This window comes from Sandaracinus amylolyticus, assembly GCF_000737325.1.
In the GTDB taxonomy this organism is placed as follows: Bacteria; Myxococcota_A; Polyangia; order Polyangiales; family Sandaracinaceae; genus Sandaracinus; species Sandaracinus amylolyticus.
In genome coordinates this window covers 9,395,925-9,414,601 of the sequence record NZ_CP011125.1, presented here as the reverse complement: position 1 = coordinate 9,414,601, position 18,677 = coordinate 9,395,925, and the positions used below count along the sequence as shown (strand labels likewise).

General features: G+C 70.2%; 15 protein-coding genes. 6 read left to right on the top strand and 9 right to left on the bottom strand.

Annotation, left to right across the window (positions count from 1 at the left end; genetic code table 11):
• The first annotated feature begins 7 nt into the window (after nucleotides 1–7).
• The 5 genes from DB32_RS39880 (at nucleotide 8) to rbbA (ending at nucleotide 8,538) form a co-directional block, all read left to right on the top strand.
• Nucleotides 8–1,675, top strand: coding sequence for a hypothetical protein (locus DB32_RS39880; protein WP_053237897.1), 1,668 nt, complete (start codon nucleotides 8–10; stop codon nucleotides 1,673–1,675).
• Nucleotides 1,676–1,897: 222 nt separating this feature from the next.
• The gene (locus tag DB32_RS39875; protein ID WP_053237896.1) at nucleotides 1,898–3,454 is read left to right on the top strand and encodes an efflux transporter outer membrane subunit; all 1,557 of its coding nucleotides are present in this window, start codon (nucleotides 1,898–1,900) and stop codon (nucleotides 3,452–3,454) included.
• Between the two features lie 17 nt (nucleotides 3,455–3,471).
• Complete coding sequence (locus tag DB32_RS39870; protein WP_053237895.1) at nucleotides 3,472–4,512, top strand: HlyD family secretion protein; 1,041 nt, start codon at nucleotides 3,472–3,474, stop codon at nucleotides 4,510–4,512.
• Between the two features lie 18 nt (nucleotides 4,513–4,530).
• Nucleotides 4,531–5,655, top strand: a complete 1,125-nt coding sequence (locus DB32_RS39865) for an ABC transporter permease (protein WP_053237894.1) — start codon at nucleotides 4,531–4,533, stop codon at nucleotides 5,653–5,655.
• A 36-nt stretch (nucleotides 5,656–5,691) separates the two neighbouring features.
• Entirely contained in the window at nucleotides 5,692–8,538 is a 2,847-nt protein-coding gene (gene rbbA / locus DB32_RS39860; protein ID WP_083458361.1) for a ribosome-associated ATPase/putative transporter RbbA, read from the top strand.
• Between the two features lie 30 nt (nucleotides 8,539–8,568).
• On the opposite strand, the gene DB32_RS39855 is transcribed toward rbbA, so the two are convergent.
• The 3 genes from DB32_RS39855 to DB32_RS47690 form a co-directional block, all read right to left on the bottom strand.
• Entirely contained in the window at nucleotides 8,569–8,754 is a 186-nt protein-coding gene (locus DB32_RS39855) for a hypothetical protein (RefSeq protein WP_053237893.1), read from the bottom strand.
• 34 nt (nucleotides 8,755–8,788) lie between these two features.
• Nucleotides 8,789–9,175: a VOC family protein gene (locus DB32_RS47695; RefSeq protein ID WP_053237892.1), complete on the bottom strand. Its 387-nt coding sequence runs from the start codon at nucleotides 9,173–9,175 to the stop codon at nucleotides 8,789–8,791.
• A gap of 407 nt (nucleotides 9,176–9,582) precedes the next feature.
• On the bottom strand, nucleotides 9,583–10,380 hold the full coding sequence (locus DB32_RS47690) for a hypothetical protein (RefSeq protein ID WP_157070148.1): 798 nt from the start codon (nucleotides 10,378–10,380) through the stop codon (nucleotides 9,583–9,585).
• Between the two features lie 45 nt (nucleotides 10,381–10,425).
• On the opposite strand from DB32_RS47690, the gene DB32_RS39840 reads away from it, so the two are divergent.
• On the top strand, nucleotides 10,426–11,754 hold the full coding sequence (locus DB32_RS39840; RefSeq protein WP_053237890.1) for a sigma 54-interacting transcriptional regulator: 1,329 nt from the start codon (nucleotides 10,426–10,428) through the stop codon (nucleotides 11,752–11,754).
• Between the two features lie 7 nt (nucleotides 11,755–11,761).
• On the opposite strand, the gene DB32_RS39835 is transcribed toward DB32_RS39840, so the two are convergent.
• The 6 genes from DB32_RS39835 to DB32_RS39810 form a co-directional block, all read right to left on the bottom strand.
• Nucleotides 11,762–12,214 (bottom strand): hypothetical protein, encoded by a 453-nt coding sequence (locus DB32_RS39835; RefSeq protein WP_053237889.1) that lies wholly within the window; start codon nucleotides 12,212–12,214, stop codon nucleotides 11,762–11,764.
• Entirely contained in the window at nucleotides 12,211–13,500 is a 1,290-nt protein-coding gene (locus tag DB32_RS39830; protein ID WP_053237888.1) for an AAA family ATPase, read from the bottom strand. Before DB32_RS39830 ends, DB32_RS39835 begins: the two co-directional genes overlap by 4 nt.
• Before the next feature lie 44 nt (nucleotides 13,501–13,544).
• Nucleotides 13,545–15,350 carry a serine/threonine-protein kinase gene (locus DB32_RS39825; RefSeq protein WP_053237887.1) on the bottom strand — a complete coding sequence of 602 codons (1,806 nt, stop codon included), beginning with the start codon at nucleotides 15,348–15,350 and terminating at the stop codon, nucleotides 13,545–13,547.
• Nucleotides 15,351–15,398: 48 nt separating this feature from the next.
• A complete protein-coding gene (locus DB32_RS39820) occupies nucleotides 15,399–16,412 on the bottom strand; it encodes a sulfotransferase family protein (RefSeq protein WP_169791707.1) in 1,014 nt (337 codons plus the stop codon).
• 78 nt (nucleotides 16,413–16,490) lie between these two features.
• Nucleotides 16,491–17,738 carry an alpha/beta hydrolase family protein gene (locus tag DB32_RS39815; protein ID WP_157070146.1) on the bottom strand — a complete coding sequence of 416 codons (1,248 nt, stop codon included), beginning with the start codon at nucleotides 17,736–17,738 and terminating at the stop codon, nucleotides 16,491–16,493.
• Nucleotides 17,678–18,649, bottom strand: coding sequence for a hypothetical protein (locus DB32_RS39810; RefSeq protein ID WP_083458359.1), 972 nt, complete (start codon nucleotides 18,647–18,649; stop codon nucleotides 17,678–17,680). Before DB32_RS39810 ends, DB32_RS39815 begins: the two co-directional genes overlap by 61 nt.
• Nucleotides 18,650–18,677 lie beyond the last annotated feature (28 nt).

Genomic DNA, 18,677 nt, shown 5'->3' with positions numbered 1-18,677 from the left:
CACGACCATGCGCACCACGATCGTTCTCTCCGTGCTCTTCACCCTCGCGCTCTCGCTCGTGACCGCGGCGCTCGCGCGCGCGCAGTCGCCCGTCGAGTGCGCGCCCACCGAGCGCACCGATCGCCTGCGGCTCTTGCGCCAGCTCTCGCTCGATCTGCGCGGTCGCATCCCGACCGAGGCCGAGTACGAGGCCGTCCGCGCCCACGACGACGTGCCCGACGACGTGCTCGCCGCGATGCTCACCAGCGACGACTTCTTCGCGACGATGCGCGAGTACCACCGCGGCATCCTCTGGTCGTCGCTGATCGAGATCGACGATCTCGTCGACAACCGCCGCGACCTGCGCGCGCAGCGCGTCGGCGCGAACAACGTCTACTACTCGGGCAACGCCGCCGCGACGTTCCGCGGCACCGGCCAGGTGAGCTGCGTCGACGTCGAGCACACGCGCTTCGACACCGCGGGCCACGCGCTGCCGCTCGTCGAGGGTTATCGCAGCGGCACCGTCTCCGGCGCGCCCGCGCCCCGCAACGCCGCGCGCTGCGAAGCCGCGACGAGCGGATGCCGCATCGACGGCTGGGTGCGCGTGCGTCCGTACTGGGCGCCCGACACCGAGATCCGCGTGTGCGCGTTCGACGCCCAGACCGCAGCGACCGGGCTCACGACGACCTCGGGCGCGCCGACCTCGTGCCGCGCCGGCATCGTCCGCGACGCGGGCTGCGGGTGCGGTCCCAACCTCCGCCAGTGCGTGAGCGGTGGCACCGGCGGGAGCGAGCAGACGATCGCGCGCGCGCTCGAGCAGGAGCCGTTGCGGATCTTCGAGCGCGTGATGCGTGACCCCGAAGCGTCGTACTTCGACGCGTTCACCACGACGACGTCGGAGGTGAACGGCCCGATCGCGCACTACTTCCGCTACGCGTCGGCGGGCGTCGTCGAGGACGGCTCGATGGCGACCACGATGCCCGCGGTCGAGTTCGGCGACACCGAGTGGCGCGCGGTCGAGCGCAGCCCCGAGCACGCGGGCGTGCTCACGACGTTCTCGTATCTGCTGCGCTTCGCGAGCCATCGCGCGCGCGCGAACCGCTTCACCACCGCGTTCCTGTGCGAGCCGTTCCAGGCGCCGAGCGGAGGCCTCCCGCCCGCGACCGATCCGTGCTCGAGCGATCCGAACCTCTCGACGCGCTGCGGCTGCGAGTCGTGCCACGAGCGGCTCGAGCCGATGGCCGCGCACTGGGGCCGCTGGCGCTTCAACGGCGACTACGGCTTCGTCAACGTCGCGCAGCTCCCGCGCTGGAGCGAGACCTGCGCGAATTGCCGCGAGGGCGCGTGCTCGGCGTTCTGCGACGAGTTCTACGTCACGCGCGACACCAGCTCGCACCCGATGGAGCGCGAGATGTGGCTCGGCACGCTGCAGGTCGTCGCGTGGCGCAGCGAGACCGAGGCGAACGCGATCGACGTCGGGCCGCGCGCGCTGATCGAGCAGGAGGGCACGATCGAGCGCATGGCGACGTGCAGCGCGCGCACCCTCGCCGAGCACCTCTTGCACCGCGAGCTCACGAGCGACGAGCAGCTCGAGTGGGTGCCCGAGCTCGCGCAGGCGTTCGCGGAGAGCGGGTATCGGTTCCCCGAGCTCGTCAGCGCGATCGTCACCGACACGCGCTATCGCGCGATCCGCTGACCCTCGCGTTCGTCTCGATCACGCGGCACCTGCGGGCGCCCGACCACGAGGTGGTCGCGGCGCCCGCGCCACATCCGCGGATCGGCGCTTCGGTTCGCTGACCTACTCGGCCTCCCTTCACGGTTTAAGTACCGAGGAGAAGCACGCCACGATGCGCGCGAACGACTGACCGTCCACCACACCGGGGCGACTCCACCCGTGCGCGATCATGGGACCAGACCAGTGGCTCCTCCGACGGCGAAGCACGCGGACCGCGACGCGAAACGCGCCGTCCTCGTGGTGTGGATGCTCGTCAGCGGGTGCATGGTCGGGCCCGAGTACGCGCGGCCCGAGGTCCCGCTCGCATCGAGCTGGACCGAGTCGGGCGATCCGAGGCTCTCGACGAACGCGACCGTCGACGTCGCGTGGTGGACGAGCTTCGAGGATCCGGCGCTCGATCGGCTGATCGACCTCGCCTATCGACAGGATCTCTCGCTCCAGATCGCACGCCTGCGCATCGAGGAGTCGCGGGCCCAGGTCGGCGTCGCGATCGCGGAGATGTTCCCCCGCAACCCGAGCCCGGTCGCGAGCGGCTCCGTCGCGGGGATCACGAGGTCCGGAGGGACCAACATCTACGGCCAGTACCTCTTCGGGTTCGACGCGACCTGGGAGCTCGATCTCTGGGGTCGGCAGCGACGCGGCGTGCGCGCGGCGCGCGCCGACTTCCTCGCGCAGGTCGCCGACTACCAAGACGCGATCGTCTCGCTGAACGCGGAGATCGCTCGCTCCTACGTGCTCGTGCGCACGTTCGAGCGGCTGATCGAGCAAGCCGAGGCGAACGCCACGCTGCAGCAACAAGCGCAGGAGATCGCGAGCGCTCGCTTCCGACACGGCGCGACGTCCGAGCTCGACGTCGCCCAGGCGACCACGCTGCTGGAGACTACGCGCGCGACCATCCCGGGGCTACGCGTCGGACACCAGCAGGCTCTGAATGCGCTCAGCACGCTGCTCGGACGCCCGCGTGGATATGTCGAGCCACTCCTCGCAGAGTCCCGCGGCATCCCGAGCGCGCCGCAGAGCGTGGCAGTCGGAGTCCCGGCCGAATTGCTCCGTCGTCGCCCCGACATCCGCGCTGCCGAGCTGCGCGCGATCGCGCAGTGCAATCGGGTCGGAGAGGCGACTGCCGATCTCTATCCGAGCTTCTCGCTCACGGGCTTCCTCGGGACGTCGGCGGTCGTCGGCGCGGGCGCGGAGCCCGCGCTCGGTCGCGTCTTCGGCCCCGGCACGCTGCTCTATTCGTTCGGCGGGAGCCTCTTGTGGCCACTCCTCAACTACCCGCAGATCCTCGAGAACATCGAGGTGCAGGACGCGCGATATGCGCAATCGCTGCTCGAGTACGCGCGCACCGTGCTCGTCGCGGCGCAGGAGGTCGAGGACGGCATCGTGGGATTCCTGCTCTCGGGAGAAGCGGTTCAATTCTCGACGAGCGCCGTCACCGCAGCCGAGCTCGCGGTGAACCTGGCGCTCATCCAATATCGCGAGGGCGCGACGGACTTCATGCGTGTCGTCGACACGACGCGAGTCCTCCTCGAAGCGCAGAATCGACTCACGGAGTCGCTCTCGACGAATACGACGAACGCGATCGCGCTCTACAAAGCGCTGGGCGGAGGGTGGGAGATCGCGCGCGAGGAGGGTGCCACTCCGGAGAGGCCGGCGCGCGACACGGAGCGGGCGCCGGACGCGCGCCCGACCGAACGGCCCGCGCGGAGCCGCGCCGGCGGAGGCGCGGACTGGCCATGACATCCAGGCTCCAGACGATGAAGGCGAAGCTCCGAGAGAAGAAGGCTCGGAGGTGGGCGCTCGCGGTCCTCGCGGTCGTGCTCGTGGGCGGGTTCTTCGCCGTTCGATACTGGCGCTCGCGCGCGGACGCGCTCCCCGAGGGCATCGCGTCGGGCAACGGCCGGATCGAGAGCCGCGAGGTCGACGTCGCGACGCGATTGCCGCTCCGGGTCCGCACGGTCCTCGTCGAAGAGGGCGAGCTCGTGCGGCGCGGTCAGGTGCTCGCGCTGATGGACACCGTCACGCTCGAGCAGGAGCTGGCCGAGGCGCGCGAGAGCCTCGCGGCGGCGCACGAGCAGCAGGCGGTCGCGAGCGCGGAGATCGCAAGGCGGAACAGCGAGATCGAGCTCGCGCGCATCGAGGTCGAGCGCTCCCAGAACCTCGTCGCGGAGCGCGCGGGATCGCAGCGCGAGCTCGACGTCCGCACGACGGCGCTGAGGGTGGCCCGCGCGGGGCTCGCCGAGGCGCACGCGAACCTGCGGGTCGCCGAGCAGCAGGTCCAGGTCGCCGACGCGAACGTCGCAGTCATCCAATCACGCATCGACGACGCGACGCTCACCTCGCCGGTGCTGGGCCGCGTGCTCTACCGCCTCGCGGAGCCCGGCGAGGTGCTCGGCGCAGGCGGCGCGGTGCTGACGCTGGTCAACCTCGAGGACGTCTACATGGAGATCTTCCTGCCGGCGAACCAGGCCGCCGAGGTCCAGATCGGCGCCGAGGCGCGGGTGAGGCTCGACTACGCACCCGACCGCGTCGCGCCCGGCTACGTGAGCTTCGTGTCGCCGGAGGCGCAGTTCACTCCGCGCGAGGTCGAGACCGCGTCGGAGCGAGAGCAGCTGATGTTCCGCGTGAAGATCCAGGTGCCCCGCGAGCTCGTCGTCGACTACACGGAGCAGATCAAGACCGGCGTGCGCGGCGTCGGCTACGTGCGGCTGCGCGACGATGCGGTGTGGCCCGAATTCCTGCAGCGGAATCTGCTGGCCCCGCGCGAGTCGGACACCCGCCCCGCGACCGCGAAATGAGCGACGAACGGGAGATCGTTGCGCTCGCTGCAGAACATCGCCTGGCTCGGGATCAAGGAGCTGCGCAGCCTGCTCGGCGACGCGGTGCTCGTGCTCTTCGTCGTGTACGCGTTCACGTGGACCGTCTATTCGCAGGCGACTGGCACCTCGAACGAGGTCAACAACGCGTCGATCGCGTTCGTCGACGAGGACGACTCCGCGCTGTCGAACGAGCTGCTCAATGCGTTCTATCCGCCCCGGTTCCAGCGTCCCGTCGAGATCCGCGCCGACGAGGTCACCGACGCGATGGACGAAGGGCGGTTCATGTTCGTCGTCACGATCCCGCCGCGCTTCGAGCGGGACCTCCGGGCAGGACGACATCCGGAGATCCAGCTCAACATCGACGCGACGGCGATGCAGCAGGCGGGGATCGGCTCCGGCTACATCCGCAACATCATCGATGATCGCATTTCCAGCTTCATGCTGCGCAGCGAGGGAAGCGCGGAAGAGCCGGTCGAGCTCATCGTTCGGAAGCTCTTCAATCCGAACAGCGAGTCTGCGTGGTTCACGAGCGTCGTCGCGATCATCAATCAATTGACGCTGCTGACGATCGTCCTGACGGGGGCGGCCGTGATCCGCGAGCGAGAGCACGGCACGCTCGAGCACCTGCTCGTCATGCCGCTGAGCGCGTTCGAGATCGCGATGGGAAAGGTGTGGGCCAACGCGCTCGTCATCCTGATCGCGACGGCGATGTCGCTCTTCGTCGTCGTCGAGGCCGTGCTCGACGTGCCGTTCGCGGGGTCGCACCTGCTGTGGTTCGTCGGCGTCGCGCTGTATCTGTTCTTCGCGACGGCGCTCGGCCTCTTCCTCGGCACCATCTCGCGCTCGATGGCGCAATTCGCGCTGCTGATCGTCCTCGTCGTCGTCGTGCTGCAGCTGCTCTCGGGAGGCTCGACTCCGGTGGAGAGCCAGCCGGACTGGCTGCAGGCGATGACCTATCTCCTGCCGACGAGGCACTTCGTCAGCTTCTCGCAGGTGATCGTCTATCGCGGTGGCGGGCTCGGCGCGGTGTGGCCGAACTTCGCAGTCGTCGCGGGCGTCGGGCTCGCGTTCTTCGTGTACAGCGTGCGGCGATTCCGGAAGTCGATCGCCGTCACGAAATAGGCGCTCTTCTCGCCGGCTCACGTTCCTATCTGCTCGATGGAGCCTCGTGGCCAACGGACGAGCGGACGTGTGAGCACGAGCATCGAGACCGCAGGGGCGACCGCCGTCGGGCCAGTCGTGATCGTCGAGGACGTCACGCACCGATACGGCGGAGTCGTCGCGCTCGATCACATCTCGATGGAGATCCCGAGCGGCCTGATGGTCGGCGTCGTGGGGCCGGACGGAGTCGGCAAGTCCACGCTGCTCGCGCTGATCGCCGGCTCCAAGCGCCTCCAGGAGGGCAAGGTGACGGTGCTCGGCGGCGACATCGCCTCGGCCGCCCATCGACGCTCCGCCGGTCCGCGCATCGCGTACATGCCGCAGGGCCTGGGGAAGAACCTCTATCTGGAGCTGAGCGTCTACGACAACGTCGACTTCATGGCGCAGCTGTTCGGGCTCGCCGCCGACGAGCGGAAGGGGCGCATCGCGGAGCTGCTCGAGGCCACGGGGCTCGCGCCGTTCCGTGATCGGCCCGCAGGAAAGCTCTCCGGGGGCATGAAGCAGAAGGTCGGTCTCTGCGGCGCGCTGGTCCACGATCCCGATCTCCTGATCCTCGACGAGCCCACGACGGGCGTCGATCCTCTCTCGAGGCGCCAGTTCTGGACGCTGATCGACGACATCCGCGCCGGCCGACCGCAGATGAGCGTCGTCATCTCGACGGCGTACATGGACGAGGCGCAGAGGTGGGACTGGATCTTCGCGATCGACGCGGGGCGCGTGCTCGCCGCGGGCAGTCCCGGCGAGCTGATGCAGCGGACGGGCACGACCGATCTCGAGCAGTGCTTCATCGCGCTCCTGCCCGAGTCGAAGCGCATGGGGCACACGAAGCTCGTGATCCCGCCGCGCCCCGCCGGCGCGCGAGAGGTCGCGATCGAGGCGAACGGGCTCACGTGCCGCTTCGGGAGCTTCACCGCCGTCGATCACGTCACGCTGACGATCGAGCGCGGCGAGATCTTCGGCTTCCTCGGGTCGAACGGCTGCGGCAAGTCGACGACGATGAAGATGTTGACTGGCCTCCTTCCGCCGACCGAGGGGACTGCGACGGTGTTCGGCAGCTCCGTGGAAGCCGGGAGCATGGAGGTCCGGCACAACCTCGGTTACATGACGCAGGCGTTCTCGCTCTACGAAGAGCTGACCGTCCGGCAGAATCTGATCCTCGACGCGCGCCTCTATCACCTGCCCGACGACGCGGCGAAGGCGCGAATCGACGATCTCGTCGAGCGATTCGGCCTCGCGCCGCACCTCGATGCGCTGACGCGCAATCTCCCGATGGGGCTGCGACAGCGGCTGTCGCTCGCCGTCGCGGTGCTGCACGAGCCGAAGCTGCTGATCCTCGACGAGCCGACGTCCGGCGTCGATCCCGTCGCGCGCGACAGCTTCTGGGAGCTCTTGGTCGAGCTGTCGCGCAAGGACGGAGTCACGATCTTCGTGACGACGCACTTCATGAACGAAGGGATGCACTGCGATCGCATCTCGCTCATGCACGCAGGGCGCGTCCTCGCGTGTGACGCGCCGGAGAAGCTGATCGAGGAGCGCGGCGCGACCGGCCTCGAGGACGCGTTCATCGGGTACATGGAGGACGCGATCGCGGTCACGGCCGACCGCAGCGCGCCGGAAGCGCCCGCAGGGACCGCGGAATCACGCTCCGCGCCGGCCACAGCGCAGTCGGAATCAGCACCGCAGTCGCAATCAGCGCCGGCGCGCAAGTCGTGGGTCCCGCTCCCGGTCCGTCGGATGCTCGCCTACTCTCGCAACGAGACGATCCAGATCCGCCGCGACCCCGTGCGACTGGCATTCGCGTTCGTCGGCTCGGCGCTGCTGATGCTCGTGTTCGGATTCGGCATCACCACCGACGTCGAGGACATTCGTTATTCGACGCTCGATCGCGACCAGACACCCGAGAGCCGCGCGTATCTCGAGGAGCTCGCCGGTGCGAGCGAGTACTTCACGACGACGCCGCCCGTCTCCTCCGAGGACGTCGGCCTCGACCGGCTCGAGTCCGGCGACGTCTCGTTCGTGGTGGAGATCCCTCCGGGGTTCGGCCGAGACGTGCGGCGCGGCGCCGAGCCCGAGGTCCTCGTCCGAGTCGACGGCGCGATGCCCTACCGCGCCGAGACGATCGCCCAGTACGTGCGCGGCGTGCACCGGACGATGTTGCAGCACCAGGCGGGCGTGATGCGCGCTCCTCCGCCGCGGTTCACCGCGTCGATCGAGGGCCGCTACATGTACAACCCGACGTTCGAGAGCATCTACTCGATCGTGCCCAGCGTGCCGGCGCTGCTGCTGATCCTGATCCCGGCGATCCTGATGACCGTCAGCATCGTGCGCGAGAAGGAGCTCGGCTCGATCATCAACTTCTACGTCACGCCGACGAGACGAATCGAGTACCTGCTGGGGAAACAGATTCCCTACGTCGCGATCGGGATGATCAACTACTTCATCCTCGTGGGGCTCGCGGCGATCGTGTTCGGCGTCTCGATCAAAGGCAGCTTCCTCGTCCTCACGCTCTGCACGTTCCTCTACGTCGTGGTGACGACCGGCGTCGGAATGGTCACGTCGACGTTCACGAAGACCCAGGTCGCCGCGGTGTTCATCACCGCGATCCTCACGATCCAGCCCACGATCCAATTCGCCGGCCTGCTCCAGCCGGTCTCGACGCTCGAGGGCGGCGCGCGGCTGATCGGGACGATCTGGCCGACGACGTACTACATGCACTCGAGCGTCGGCGCGTACACGAAGGGGCTCGATCCGCGCCTGATGACGCACGACCTCTTCGTGCTCGCGTGCACCATCCCGATCCTGCTCGCGATCAGCGCGTTCGGGCTGAAGAAGCAGGACCGGTGAAGCGCGCCACGCGCCGAGCGCGCGTGCCCGTCACGGCCACATCCACCACCCGAACGACAGGAACAGCTCGCCGAGGAGGCTCGCGACGCGGACGCGGCGCGCGTCGCGGGCGTCCTCGATGTGGTGCTCGGCGCGGAGGCGGGCGAGCAAGACGGCGATCTCGTCGCGGGGATCCGCCGGCGTCGCGGGCGGGCTCGATGTTCCGTCGGCGCTCATGCGCGTCCTTACGCGCGCTGGGCGCCGCGCTATTTCACGCGCTCGCGAACGTGAGCACCGACCAGACGTGACCGTCGGGATCCGCGAACCCCGCGACGTAGCCCCAGGGCTGCGCGCCGGGCTTGCCGAGCACGCGACCGCCCGCCTTCTCGACGCGCGCGACGAGCTCGTCGACGCCGCCGCGGGTCTCGGTCGAGATGCTCTGGATGATCTCCTGCGCGCGCTTCGCGTCGCAGAGCTCGCCGGGGATCATCGACGCGAAGACCTCGCGCCGGAAGAGACACACCATGCCGCCCGCGGCGTGCACGCTGATGCCCGGCGCGCCGCCCGGCATGTCGCGCACCTCGAAGCCGATGCCGGTGTAGAAGGCGCGCGAGCGCTCCAGGTCCTCGACCGCGAGCGTGTTCCAGAACGTGTTCATCGTCGTCTCTCCTTCGCAGGAACGACGAACGAGGTTGGCGCGTCCCGACACGACGCGCGCAGAATCTTCGGCGACGCCGTGCGCCGCGCGAGCGAGCGGGCGCCGCGACCGCAGAAGGCGTTCGCCGGGCGTGCGAACGGGATCTCCGGCGGGAGAGAGCGTTCGCCGGGCGCGCGAAGGGATCGTGCGCCGGGAGAAGGCGTTCGCCGGGCGTGCGAACGGGATCCCCGGCGGAGAGCAGGCGTTCGCCGAGCGTTCCAGCGGCTTCTCCACGCGGAAGGGGCTGTCGCCGGGCGAGCGAACGGCACTCCCCGCCGCAGAGCCCGTTCGCCGAGCGAGAGAAGGGCTCTTCGCGGTGCGATGTCCCAATCGACGGTCCCTCCATTGGGACTCTCGGCGAAAAAAACTCAATGGAGGGACACCTCGACGGGGACATCGGCCGTGACACCGTCGTCCGGGGGCGCCGGGAGCGATCGCGCCAGCGCGATCATCGCGACCAGGCGGTCGTGGACGAGATCGAGCACCACGCGCGGCTCGGCGCCCATCCCGATCGCGAACGCGACCGTCGACGCCGGCGTCCAGACGTAGAACGCCCAAGGATTGCCGCTGATACACACCCCGCTGCGATCGACGCCGCGCATCCGTGGGTCGTCCCACAGTCCCAGCCACCGCAGCGCGAGCCACACCGCCGCGCGCCCCAGCTCGTCGCGCGAAGGACGGCGCGACGAGCCCTCGGGCCACGTCTCGGGCAGACGCTCGACCGCCGCATGCGAGCGCGGGTCGTCCGCGACCTCGCCCAGCGCGTCGAGCACCGTGACGAAGCCGGCGTCGTCGTGGATCGGATCGAGGGCCTCGAGCCGGCGCCCCAGCGCGACGAGAGTCTCGTCGTGCGCATGGGCGAGCCCGAGCGCGAGCACGCTCGCGACGAGGTCGATCTGCGCGGTGACGAGCGCGATGCGCGGCGCACCGCTCGCGACGTCGGTGCCGCTCGGGTCGAGCGAGGCGATGCGCGGGTCGCGCACGTTCGCCGCGACCCACTCGCTCGCGAGGTCCACGACGAGCTCGTCCTCGCCGCGCGCGAGCTCGACCCATCGCTCGATCAGCGTCGACGCGGGGCCGCCGCGCGCCGGCACCGCGGCGGTCGGCGGAGGCGCGGATGCGCACCCCGCCGCGATCACCAGACACACCACGATCGCGCGCTGCATCGACGCTCCCATCGTAGCGCGCGGCGCTGATACCCTGAGCGCGCAGTGACTCAGATCGTCGAACGGCTCGCGGCGAAGCTCGAGCTCCCCGGCCTGCGCCTCTCGGTGGTGAGCGGCGCCGACCTCGGCAAGGAAGCGGTCGCCGAGAGCGGCGTGCTGCGGGTCGGCGCGGCGCGCGACAACGATCTCGTGCTGAGCGACCCCTCGGTGTCGCGCCGCCACTTCCAGGTGACGCTGCGCCAGCACGAGGTGCGCGTCGACGACCTCGGATCGACCAACGGCACGTTCGTGCAGGGGGTGCGCATCCTCTCCGCGATCCTCGCGCCGGGCTCGCTCGTGCAGGTCGGCAACACCGCGATCCGCGCGATCCCGATCGAGCAGCCGGTGCACATCGCGCTCTCGGAGAAGACGCGCTTCGGCGCGCTGCTCGGCACCAGCGTCGAGATGCGGCGCGTGTTCGCGCTGCTCGAGCGCGTCTCGCCGAGCGACGCGACGGTGCTGATCCAGGGCGAGACCGGCACCGGCAAGGAGCTCGTGGCCGAGGCGATCCACGCGGCGTCGCCGCGCGCGGATCAGCCGTTCGTCACGTTCGACTGCGGCTCGGTCGCGCCGAGCCTCGTCGAGAGCGAGCTCTTCGGGCACGTGCGCGGCGCGTTCTCGGGCGCGGTGCGCGATCGCCTCGGCGTGTTCGAGGCTGCGCACGGAGGGACGCTCTTCCTCGACGAGATCGGGGAGCTGCCGCTCGATCTGCAGCCGAAGCTGCTGCGCGCGCTCGAGAGCCGACAGGTGCAGCGCGTCGGCGAGAACCGCTGGCGCAGCGTGGACGTGCGCGTGGTCGCGGCGACGCACCGCGAGCTCGCGGCCGAGGTGAACCGCGGGCGCTTCCGCGAGGATCTCTACTTCCGCCTCGCGGTGGTCCCGGTGCACCTGCCTCCGCTGCGCGCGCGCGGGGAGGACGTGCCGATGCTGATCGCGCACTTCTGGCAGCGGCTCGGGCGCGGCGCGCAGCCGCCGCCGGAGTTCGTCGCGCGGCTCGCATCGCGGGCGTGGCCGGGCAACGTGCGCGAGCTGCGGAACGCGGTGGAGCGCGCCGCGTTGCTCGGCGCGGTCGAGAGCCTCGGGGCGCCCAAGCCCATCTACCCGAGCAGCGCGCCCGCGTCGTCGCCCTTCGATCCCGCGATCCTCGATCTGCCCCTGACCGAGGCGCAGGAGAAGATGGAAGAGCTCTTCACGCGCGCGTACCTCGAGCGCGCGCTCACGAAGAGCGGCGGCAGCGTCAGCGGCGCCGCGCGATCGATCGGGACCAACCGCCGCTACGTGCAGCGCCTGATGAAGCGCTACGCCATCAAGGCGAGCGACGTCGACGACGAGTGAGCCGGAGCTACTCCGTGTCGTACGACGAGAGGTGCTCGTCGAGCGACCAGATGTAGACGCGGCCTTTCGGGTGCTGTCGCCGGAGCGTCTCCCACAGGCTGATGATGCTGCGATCCGCGATGCCCATTCCGCGCGTGGCGTCGTCGACGAAGTGCGCGATCCAGACTCGGACGTCATCGATGCTCGGCATCTGCGACGCTGGCGCGAACGGCGTCTTGCCGTCGATGGAATCGATCACGACCTTCGCGAACCGCTCTGCAGCCGAGCGACGCTGCGCACCGTCCGGTACGTGCGCGATGTGATTCCCCGTCTCGATGATCGCCGCGAGCGGGAGCACGAACTGATGCCCTTCGCTCTGCTTCGCTTCGAATTCGTCCACGACCAAGCTGTCGTGCGAGGCGAGCCCTGGGACGTTCAGGAGCTCACAGAAGACCGACGTGTCGACGATGCAGACGATCATCGCGACGAACGGAAGAGCTGTAGGACCTGCTGCCCCTGCTTCTCGCGCTCTTCCGCCGTGCGCCGGTGCTTCAGGAACCGATCGAGCGCGCCGCTCGTGGCGAGCATCCCGAGCGGACCACGCGCGGTCAGCGCGACGAAATCGTCCAACTCGGAGAGGCGCTGCAATCGGCTCTCGCCCGACTCGGGATCGCGGTAGCACGCGACCGTGTCGCCGATCGCACCCGCAGGTACGGCGTCGAGCAGCGCCGGGTTGTGCGTCGTCACCAGGAGCTGGACTCCTCGAGCGCTCGCCGCTCGGTGGAGCGCATCCATCAACACGCCGGCTCTGCTGGGGTGCACTCCGTTGTCGATCTCCTCGATCACCACGACGGAGCCTGCCGCGACAGAGAGGACCGCCGCGGCGACCGCCAGCACCCGGAGCGTTCCATCCGAGAGCAGCGTCGCATCGACGCGCCGCTCGGCGCCGCCGAAGCTCTCCACGAGCACGACCATCACGTCGTTCCGCGGCCCCTGCAGGAACTCGACGAGGCGGATGTCCTGCTCGGGAAGAGCGCGAACGAACTCGAGCACTTCGTCAGCCCGACCTTGCGCGAGACAAAGGTCCGCGAGAACCGCAGACACGTTCGAGCCATTGGGGTAGAGCGTCGTCTCGTCCAGATAGCTGTACTCGCGCATCGCGCGCGGCTGCGGATCGAGGAACACCATCCCCCCCAGCGCCCTGGAGACCTTCTCGCACGCAGCCGGGATCTTCGCCTGTGAGCTCACGTGCGTCGCATCGAAGCGCGCCGGCGTGAGGAGCTGCGTGAACACGGCCTGCTGATCGACGCACGTGATCTGCGGCTTGTTGCGGCCCTTCGCGAAGTTGTTGTAGGCGACCACGAGCTCGCTGCCGTGCTCCGGTGCGGCGCGCTCCACCCGGTAGTACGGCAGCTTCGAGGACGACTCACTCGCGCGAAGCTCCTCTTCGACGACGCGCGCCGCACCGGCGCCGAGCCGCAGCACGAGCTCGAGCTCGAGATCGTCGACGGTGCATCCGAGCGTCACGTCACGTTCCGCGGCGAGATCCTGCACGCGGCCCCGCACGAGAAGCTCCTTCTCGCGAAGAGCGTGGCCGAGGTCGCCGAGCCGGTGCGAGCGTGCGAGCCAGGCGAGGAGCTGCATCGCCTCGATGAGGTTGCTCTTGCCCGACGCGTTCGCGCCGATGAGGACGGTGAGCGGGGCGAGCACGAGACGCTGCTCGGCCCCGTAGCTCTTGAACCCGGCGACCCGCAGCTCGGACAGCACGCTCTGATCCTATCGCCCGGTCGGAGCTCGGTCGACCGCGCGCATCACTCGCCACGCTCGTCCTTCCGCTTCGGCACCAGCTCGCCGAGCTGCCACGCGGTGATCGCCAGCCGCTCCTGCGCCTTCGTCAGCGCGTCGCGCACGCGACCTGCGGCGAGCGCGGGCACCGCGGTCGCGGTGAGCGTCATCGCGATCATGAACACGAGCGTGCCCGTGGGGTGGTACCCGAGCAGCCAGGGCACGATCACGATCGTCTCGTCGGTGATGGTGAACGACGCGGGCATCGCGCCGATCATCTCGAGCGCGTAGGGCGCCATGATCGCGAGGCACGTGAAGAGGACGATCGCGCGTCGCTCGCGCGGCGCGACGTAGCCCGAGAAGAACATCACGTTCGTCGCCGCGAGCGACGCGACGATCACGAGCGGGCTGAACGCGCGCGAGAACATCGCGAGCGTGGTGGTGCTCGTCACGAACGCGAGAAGCCCCGCTTTCGTGGGCAATTTGCCCTTCCACACCAGGCCCATCAGCAGCGCGCTCGCGGCGGTGAGCGCGACGATGATCGTGAAGGTCACCCAGTCGCGCACGCCCATCGCCGCGTACCACGGCGCGAACGAGAGCCAGAGCAGATAGCGGAACGTGCCGGTGCGCGCGGCCTCGCGCTCCGACTCCTCCTGCGTGCGCTCGAGCACCGCGCGTGCCTCCGCGGGCACCTCGGCGGGCGGCTCGAGCAGTGAGCGGCCGAGCAGCGCGCTCGCGACGTCGTGCGAGGGGTCGAGCGCCAGCGCGCGCGCCAGCTCCTTCACCGCCGCGGGCCGCACGATCGCGCGTGCGCGCTCGTCCTGGATCGCCAGCATGCGCTCGGCCTTGCGCACGCACTCGTCGGCGAGCTCGCGCCGTCGCTCGGCATCGCGATCGCCGTCCAGGTAGCGCTGCACCGCCTCGGCCAGCTCGCGCGCGCTGCCGTATCGAGCGCGCGGCTCGCGCATCGTCGCGCGCAGCACGACGGCCTCGAGCTCGGGCGGCATCTCGAGCTCGCGCGCGCGCTCGCGCACCCGGAGCTCGACGCCCTTCAACGTCGCGGTCGCGCGCTCGCTCCGCGATCCCGGTGGCACCAGCGGCCCTCCGCCGAGCACCTCGAAGACGATCGCGCCGAGCGAGAACACGTCGGTCGCGGGCGTCACGTCGTCGCCGACGATCTGCTCGGGCGCCATGTAGCCGATCGTGCCGAGCGACTCGCCCTCGATCGTCGCGAGCGTTCCGTCGGCGTCGCTGCTCGCGCGGTCGAGGTGCTTCGCGATCCCCCAGTCGATCACGTGCACCTCGCCGAACCCGCCGAGCATCACGTTCTGCGGCTTCAGGTCGCGGTGCAGCACGCCGTGGGCGTGCGCGTAGTCGATCGCGCGGCACACCTGCACGAACGCGGAGAGCAAGCGCCCGCGCCCCCACTCGGCGCGCGTCGCCTCGTCGCCCTCCGCGATCGCGTCGATCACGTCGCGCAGCGTGCGACCGCGGACGCGCTTCATCGTGAAGTACAGGCGATCGTCGGTGCTCTCGTAGTCGTAGACCGGAACGATCGCCGGGTGATCGAGGCGCGCCTGGAGGAGCGCCTCGCGCTGGAAGCGCTTGCGCAGCTCGGGATCGGCGGCCGCGGAGGCGCGCAGCACCTTGAGCGCGATCTCGCGCTGGAGGCGCCGATCGCGCACCAGCGACACCTCGCCCATGCCGCCCGAGCCGAGCAGCGAGTCGAGCTCGTAGCGCGCTTGGAATTGAGGATCGGAGATCTCGGCGGCCGACAGACGCAGGTCGTGACCGCCGGCCTCCGTGAGATCGGGAGCCTCGTCGTCGCCCATCGGCCACGATGGTACCGAGGATCGAGGCTCCCCGGTGCGGGAGCGTTCTCACGCGAGCTGCGCGTTGATCGCGGCGTCCACCCGGCGCTGCACGTGCTCGCGCCACGCCCGCGGCCCGCCACGATGCGCGACCGCGCGCTCGACCCACAGGCGCACGCCGAGCGATCGCGCCGCGTGGCGTGCGCGCCCCGCTCGACACCGCGCGCGAAGCGCGGCGCGCTCGAGCGGCGAGGGCTCGATGCGCGGCAGCCCGCTGAGGGCGTACCCGCGCGGCGCGAGCATGTCGTGCACCCGTGACTCGACGAGCTGCACATCGCGCGGCGTGAGCTTCTTCCGCCACTGCTCGGTGAACGACGGGCTCGGCGCGCGGTAGGTCGAGCGGCTCGGGTACTCGAGCATCGCGTCGTCGAAGTCGATCTCCACGAGCCGACAGATGCGCCCGAGCTCGCGCTTCGGATCGTGGACCAGATCCTCGTAGCGCACGGTGATCCATCGCTGGCGAGGAAGCGACGCGCGCACCCGCTCCCAGAGCTGCTCGGCCTCGATCCAGGGCGCGACGCCGCTCCACGCGTGACCGGCCCACCCCATCCCGACGCACGAGCGCGCGACGTCGCGCGGATCTCGCACGATGTGCACGAAGCGCGCGTCCGGCCAGATGCGCAGCAGTCGATCGAAATTGCGATGCACGACCGCGCCCACCCGCGGCTTCCGATCCGCGCGCCGCTTCTGCTCGAGGAACGAGCGCACGAGCGACGGATAGTCGAGCGAACGATCGATGTGCGGCGGCGGATCGACGAATCGATACGTGCGCAGATATTCGTAATAGACGTCGAGATCGGGCCATCCCTCGCCGGGCGGCACGAGATCGACGGCGAGCTCGAATTCGTAGCGGAACGCGAGCTCGGGGTGACCGTCGAGCATCAAGCGCGTGAGCGTGGTGCCCGAGCGCTCGGCCCCGACCAGGAACGTGACGGGATGCGGCGAGACATCGTCCCTAGACTGGCGCGCATCGCCGTCGTGCTGCGAATTCCAGAGTCGTTCGGCTCTCTGCGAATACGACACGCTTCCTCCGGAGGACGCGTATCGACTGCGAACCTCCGGGCGTGCAGATAGACCCGCATCACACGCGACAATCGCTCTTCAGGGGACCCGCGCGGAGACGGTCACTGCGCCCGAATCGTGCTGTCGCGCGAGGAGCGTGGTCGCGCCTTCGTCACCGAGGAGCCATCGCGCGAAGAAGGAAGCGGCGACGTCGGCGGCGATGTCGCGCGCGGTCGAGTTGTCGAGGTAGTTGAACTCGACGCCCGACATCGTCTGTCGCGTTCCCGTCCCGCATCCGGCGTCGAACAGGTCGATCAGCCCGCAGTGGTCGGAGAACGACCAGTGTCCCGCGTCGTCGACCTCGACGAGCCAGCTCGGACCGGAGAGACGCGAGTGGTCCCCGCGGATGAGCCGATTGCCGACCTCGGTGATGCTGTTGTCCTCGCGCGCCAGGAGGAACAGGAACGGCGTCGACACGTCCGCCGCGCGCACGCCGCCACCGAGCGCGGTGATCGGCGCCGCGATCGCCATCGCTGCGACGAAGCGCGGGTCGCGCGCCGCTGCGACACCAGCAGTGGCCGCGCCGAAGCTGTGCCCCATCACGCCCGCGCGCGCCGCGTCGAAACGGCCGCGCAGCGCGTCCGGCAGCGCGTCGTTCGTGTCCTCGAGCATGGCGTCGAGCACGAAGCGCACGTCGGCGACGCGCACCTCGAGGAACTCCGCGCCGACCGGCGCGGCATCGCCCTCGAGCTCGTCCCACAGCGTGTTGCCCTCGTGGTCCGGCGCGACGACGGCGATGCCGAAGCTCGCGAGCCGCTCGCTCACCTCGGCGACGTCGAAGCGCGTGCACACGTGGCAGTGCGAGAACACGACGAAGGGCCACCGCGCGGTGTCGGCGAGCGGCTCGGCATCGCGCGCGGATCGCGTCCGAGCGCGGAGGCACGCGGGTGGCGCTTCGGAGACCAAGCGCGCCAGCTCGGTCGCGCGCGTGCCGGTCTCGAACTCGGCCATCGCATGGCCCGCGGCGGCCGCGTCGCGCGCGCTCTCGACGGCCGGGTACCAGATCTCGACGGGCAGCGCGCGGCCCTCGCGCGCGTCGTCGACGAGCGTCACGCGCGTGCTCGCGACGACGTGAGGGCCCGCCACGAAATAGTCGGCGGCGGGCTCGGGCAGCGGGCCCGCGTCGGTGCCGGAGTCGACGAGCGCCGCGTCGGGCGCGCGATCGTCGTCGTCGCCGCCGCACGCGAGGAAGAACAGAGCGAGGAGCGCGATCGAGCGATGCGAAGTCACGCGCGCGAGTATGCCCGTTCGCGTCGCAGCACGATCGCGATGCCGAGCACGAGCCACGTCGCGGCGAACGACGTACCCGGGCGCGAACCGCTCGTCGCACGGCACGCGCACGAGCCCGCCGCACCGCCCTCGGCCGCCGCGACCCCCGCGTCGAGCCCGAGCCCGACCGCCGCGTCGTGCAGCACCACGCCCGGCGGTGTCACGTCGATCGACTCGTCGCACGCGGTCGTGGTGCTCGCGGACGCCTCGACGACGTCGGTCTCGTCGAAGAACGAGGTCGCGCGCACCCGCACGGTCATCGCGCCCGGAGCGACGCGCGCGAACGTCGGGTCCGCGCCCTCACACGCGATCGCGAAGCGCTCGAGAAGGCCCCTCGTCGCGGTCGCGAGACGAGGCGTCGACGGCGTCGTCCCGAGCTCGCTCTCGGCGACGAAGTCGATCGCGTAGAGCCCGAGCCACGGCGCGAAGTCGGTGTCGGGCACGAGCGTCGTGTCGACGAAGAAGAACGGCTCGCCGACGTCGCTCTCGATCCGTCGCAGCGGCGAGATCTGCACCGTGCCGAGCGTCGCCGGGACCGGCACCGCGTCGACCGCGACGTACTCGAACGAGATCTCGCCGAGCCCGCTGCCCGGCACACACCCCTGGACCCGCACCACGTAGCGCACGCCGACCTCGAACGGCGCAGACGGGACGATCCGCATCGCCGGGGTCACGTTCGCGAGCCACTCGACGACGATGTCGAGCGGCGTCTCGGTGCCGTCCTCCTCGATGCGCACCAGCTCCACCGCGCTCGTCGCGCCGCCCCGCGCGGAGATCACGAACCCGGGCACGTTCACCGGCAATGCGCCGGGCACGGGTGAGATCGTCGGCGCGGTGCACACGCCGGCATCCGTCGACGCGTGCGCGCCGCTCACCCACGTCGACCAGGTCCCGATCACGAGCGCGGCGCCGATCGTCCAGCGATGCATCGACGCCCGCGTGCAGCACGCGTCGTGC

What these genes read in the sequence shown, in the direction of transcription:
- DB32_RS39825 (WP_053237887.1), bottom strand. Translation starts at nt 15,350, where the DNA reads ATGGGCGACGACGAGGCTCCCGATCTCACGGAGGCCGGCGGTCACGAC.
- DB32_RS39810 (WP_083458359.1), bottom strand. Translation starts at nt 18,649, where the DNA reads ATGCATCGCTGGACGATCGGCGCCGCGCTCGTGATCGGGACCTGGTCG.
- DB32_RS39880 (WP_053237897.1), top strand. Translation starts at nt 8, where the DNA reads ATGCGCACCACGATCGTTCTCTCCGTGCTCTTCACCCTCGCGCTCTCG.
- DB32_RS39870 (WP_053237895.1), top strand. Translation starts at nt 3,472, where the DNA reads ATGAAGGCGAAGCTCCGAGAGAAGAAGGCTCGGAGGTGGGCGCTCGCG.
- rbbA (WP_083458361.1), top strand. Translation starts at nt 5,692, where the DNA reads ATGGAGCCTCGTGGCCAACGGACGAGCGGACGTGTGAGCACGAGCATC.
- DB32_RS47690 (WP_157070148.1), bottom strand. Translation starts at nt 10,380, where the DNA reads ATGCAGCGCGCGATCGTGGTGTGTCTGGTGATCGCGGCGGGGTGCGCA.
- DB32_RS39855 (WP_053237893.1), bottom strand. Translation starts at nt 8,754, where the DNA reads ATGAGCGCCGACGGAACATCGAGCCCGCCCGCGACGCCGGCGGATCCC.
- DB32_RS39835 (WP_053237889.1), bottom strand. Translation starts at nt 12,214, where the DNA reads ATGATCGTCTGCATCGTCGACACGTCGGTCTTCTGTGAGCTCCTGAAC.
- DB32_RS47695 (WP_053237892.1), bottom strand. Translation starts at nt 9,175, where the DNA reads ATGAACACGTTCTGGAACACGCTCGCGGTCGAGGACCTGGAGCGCTCG.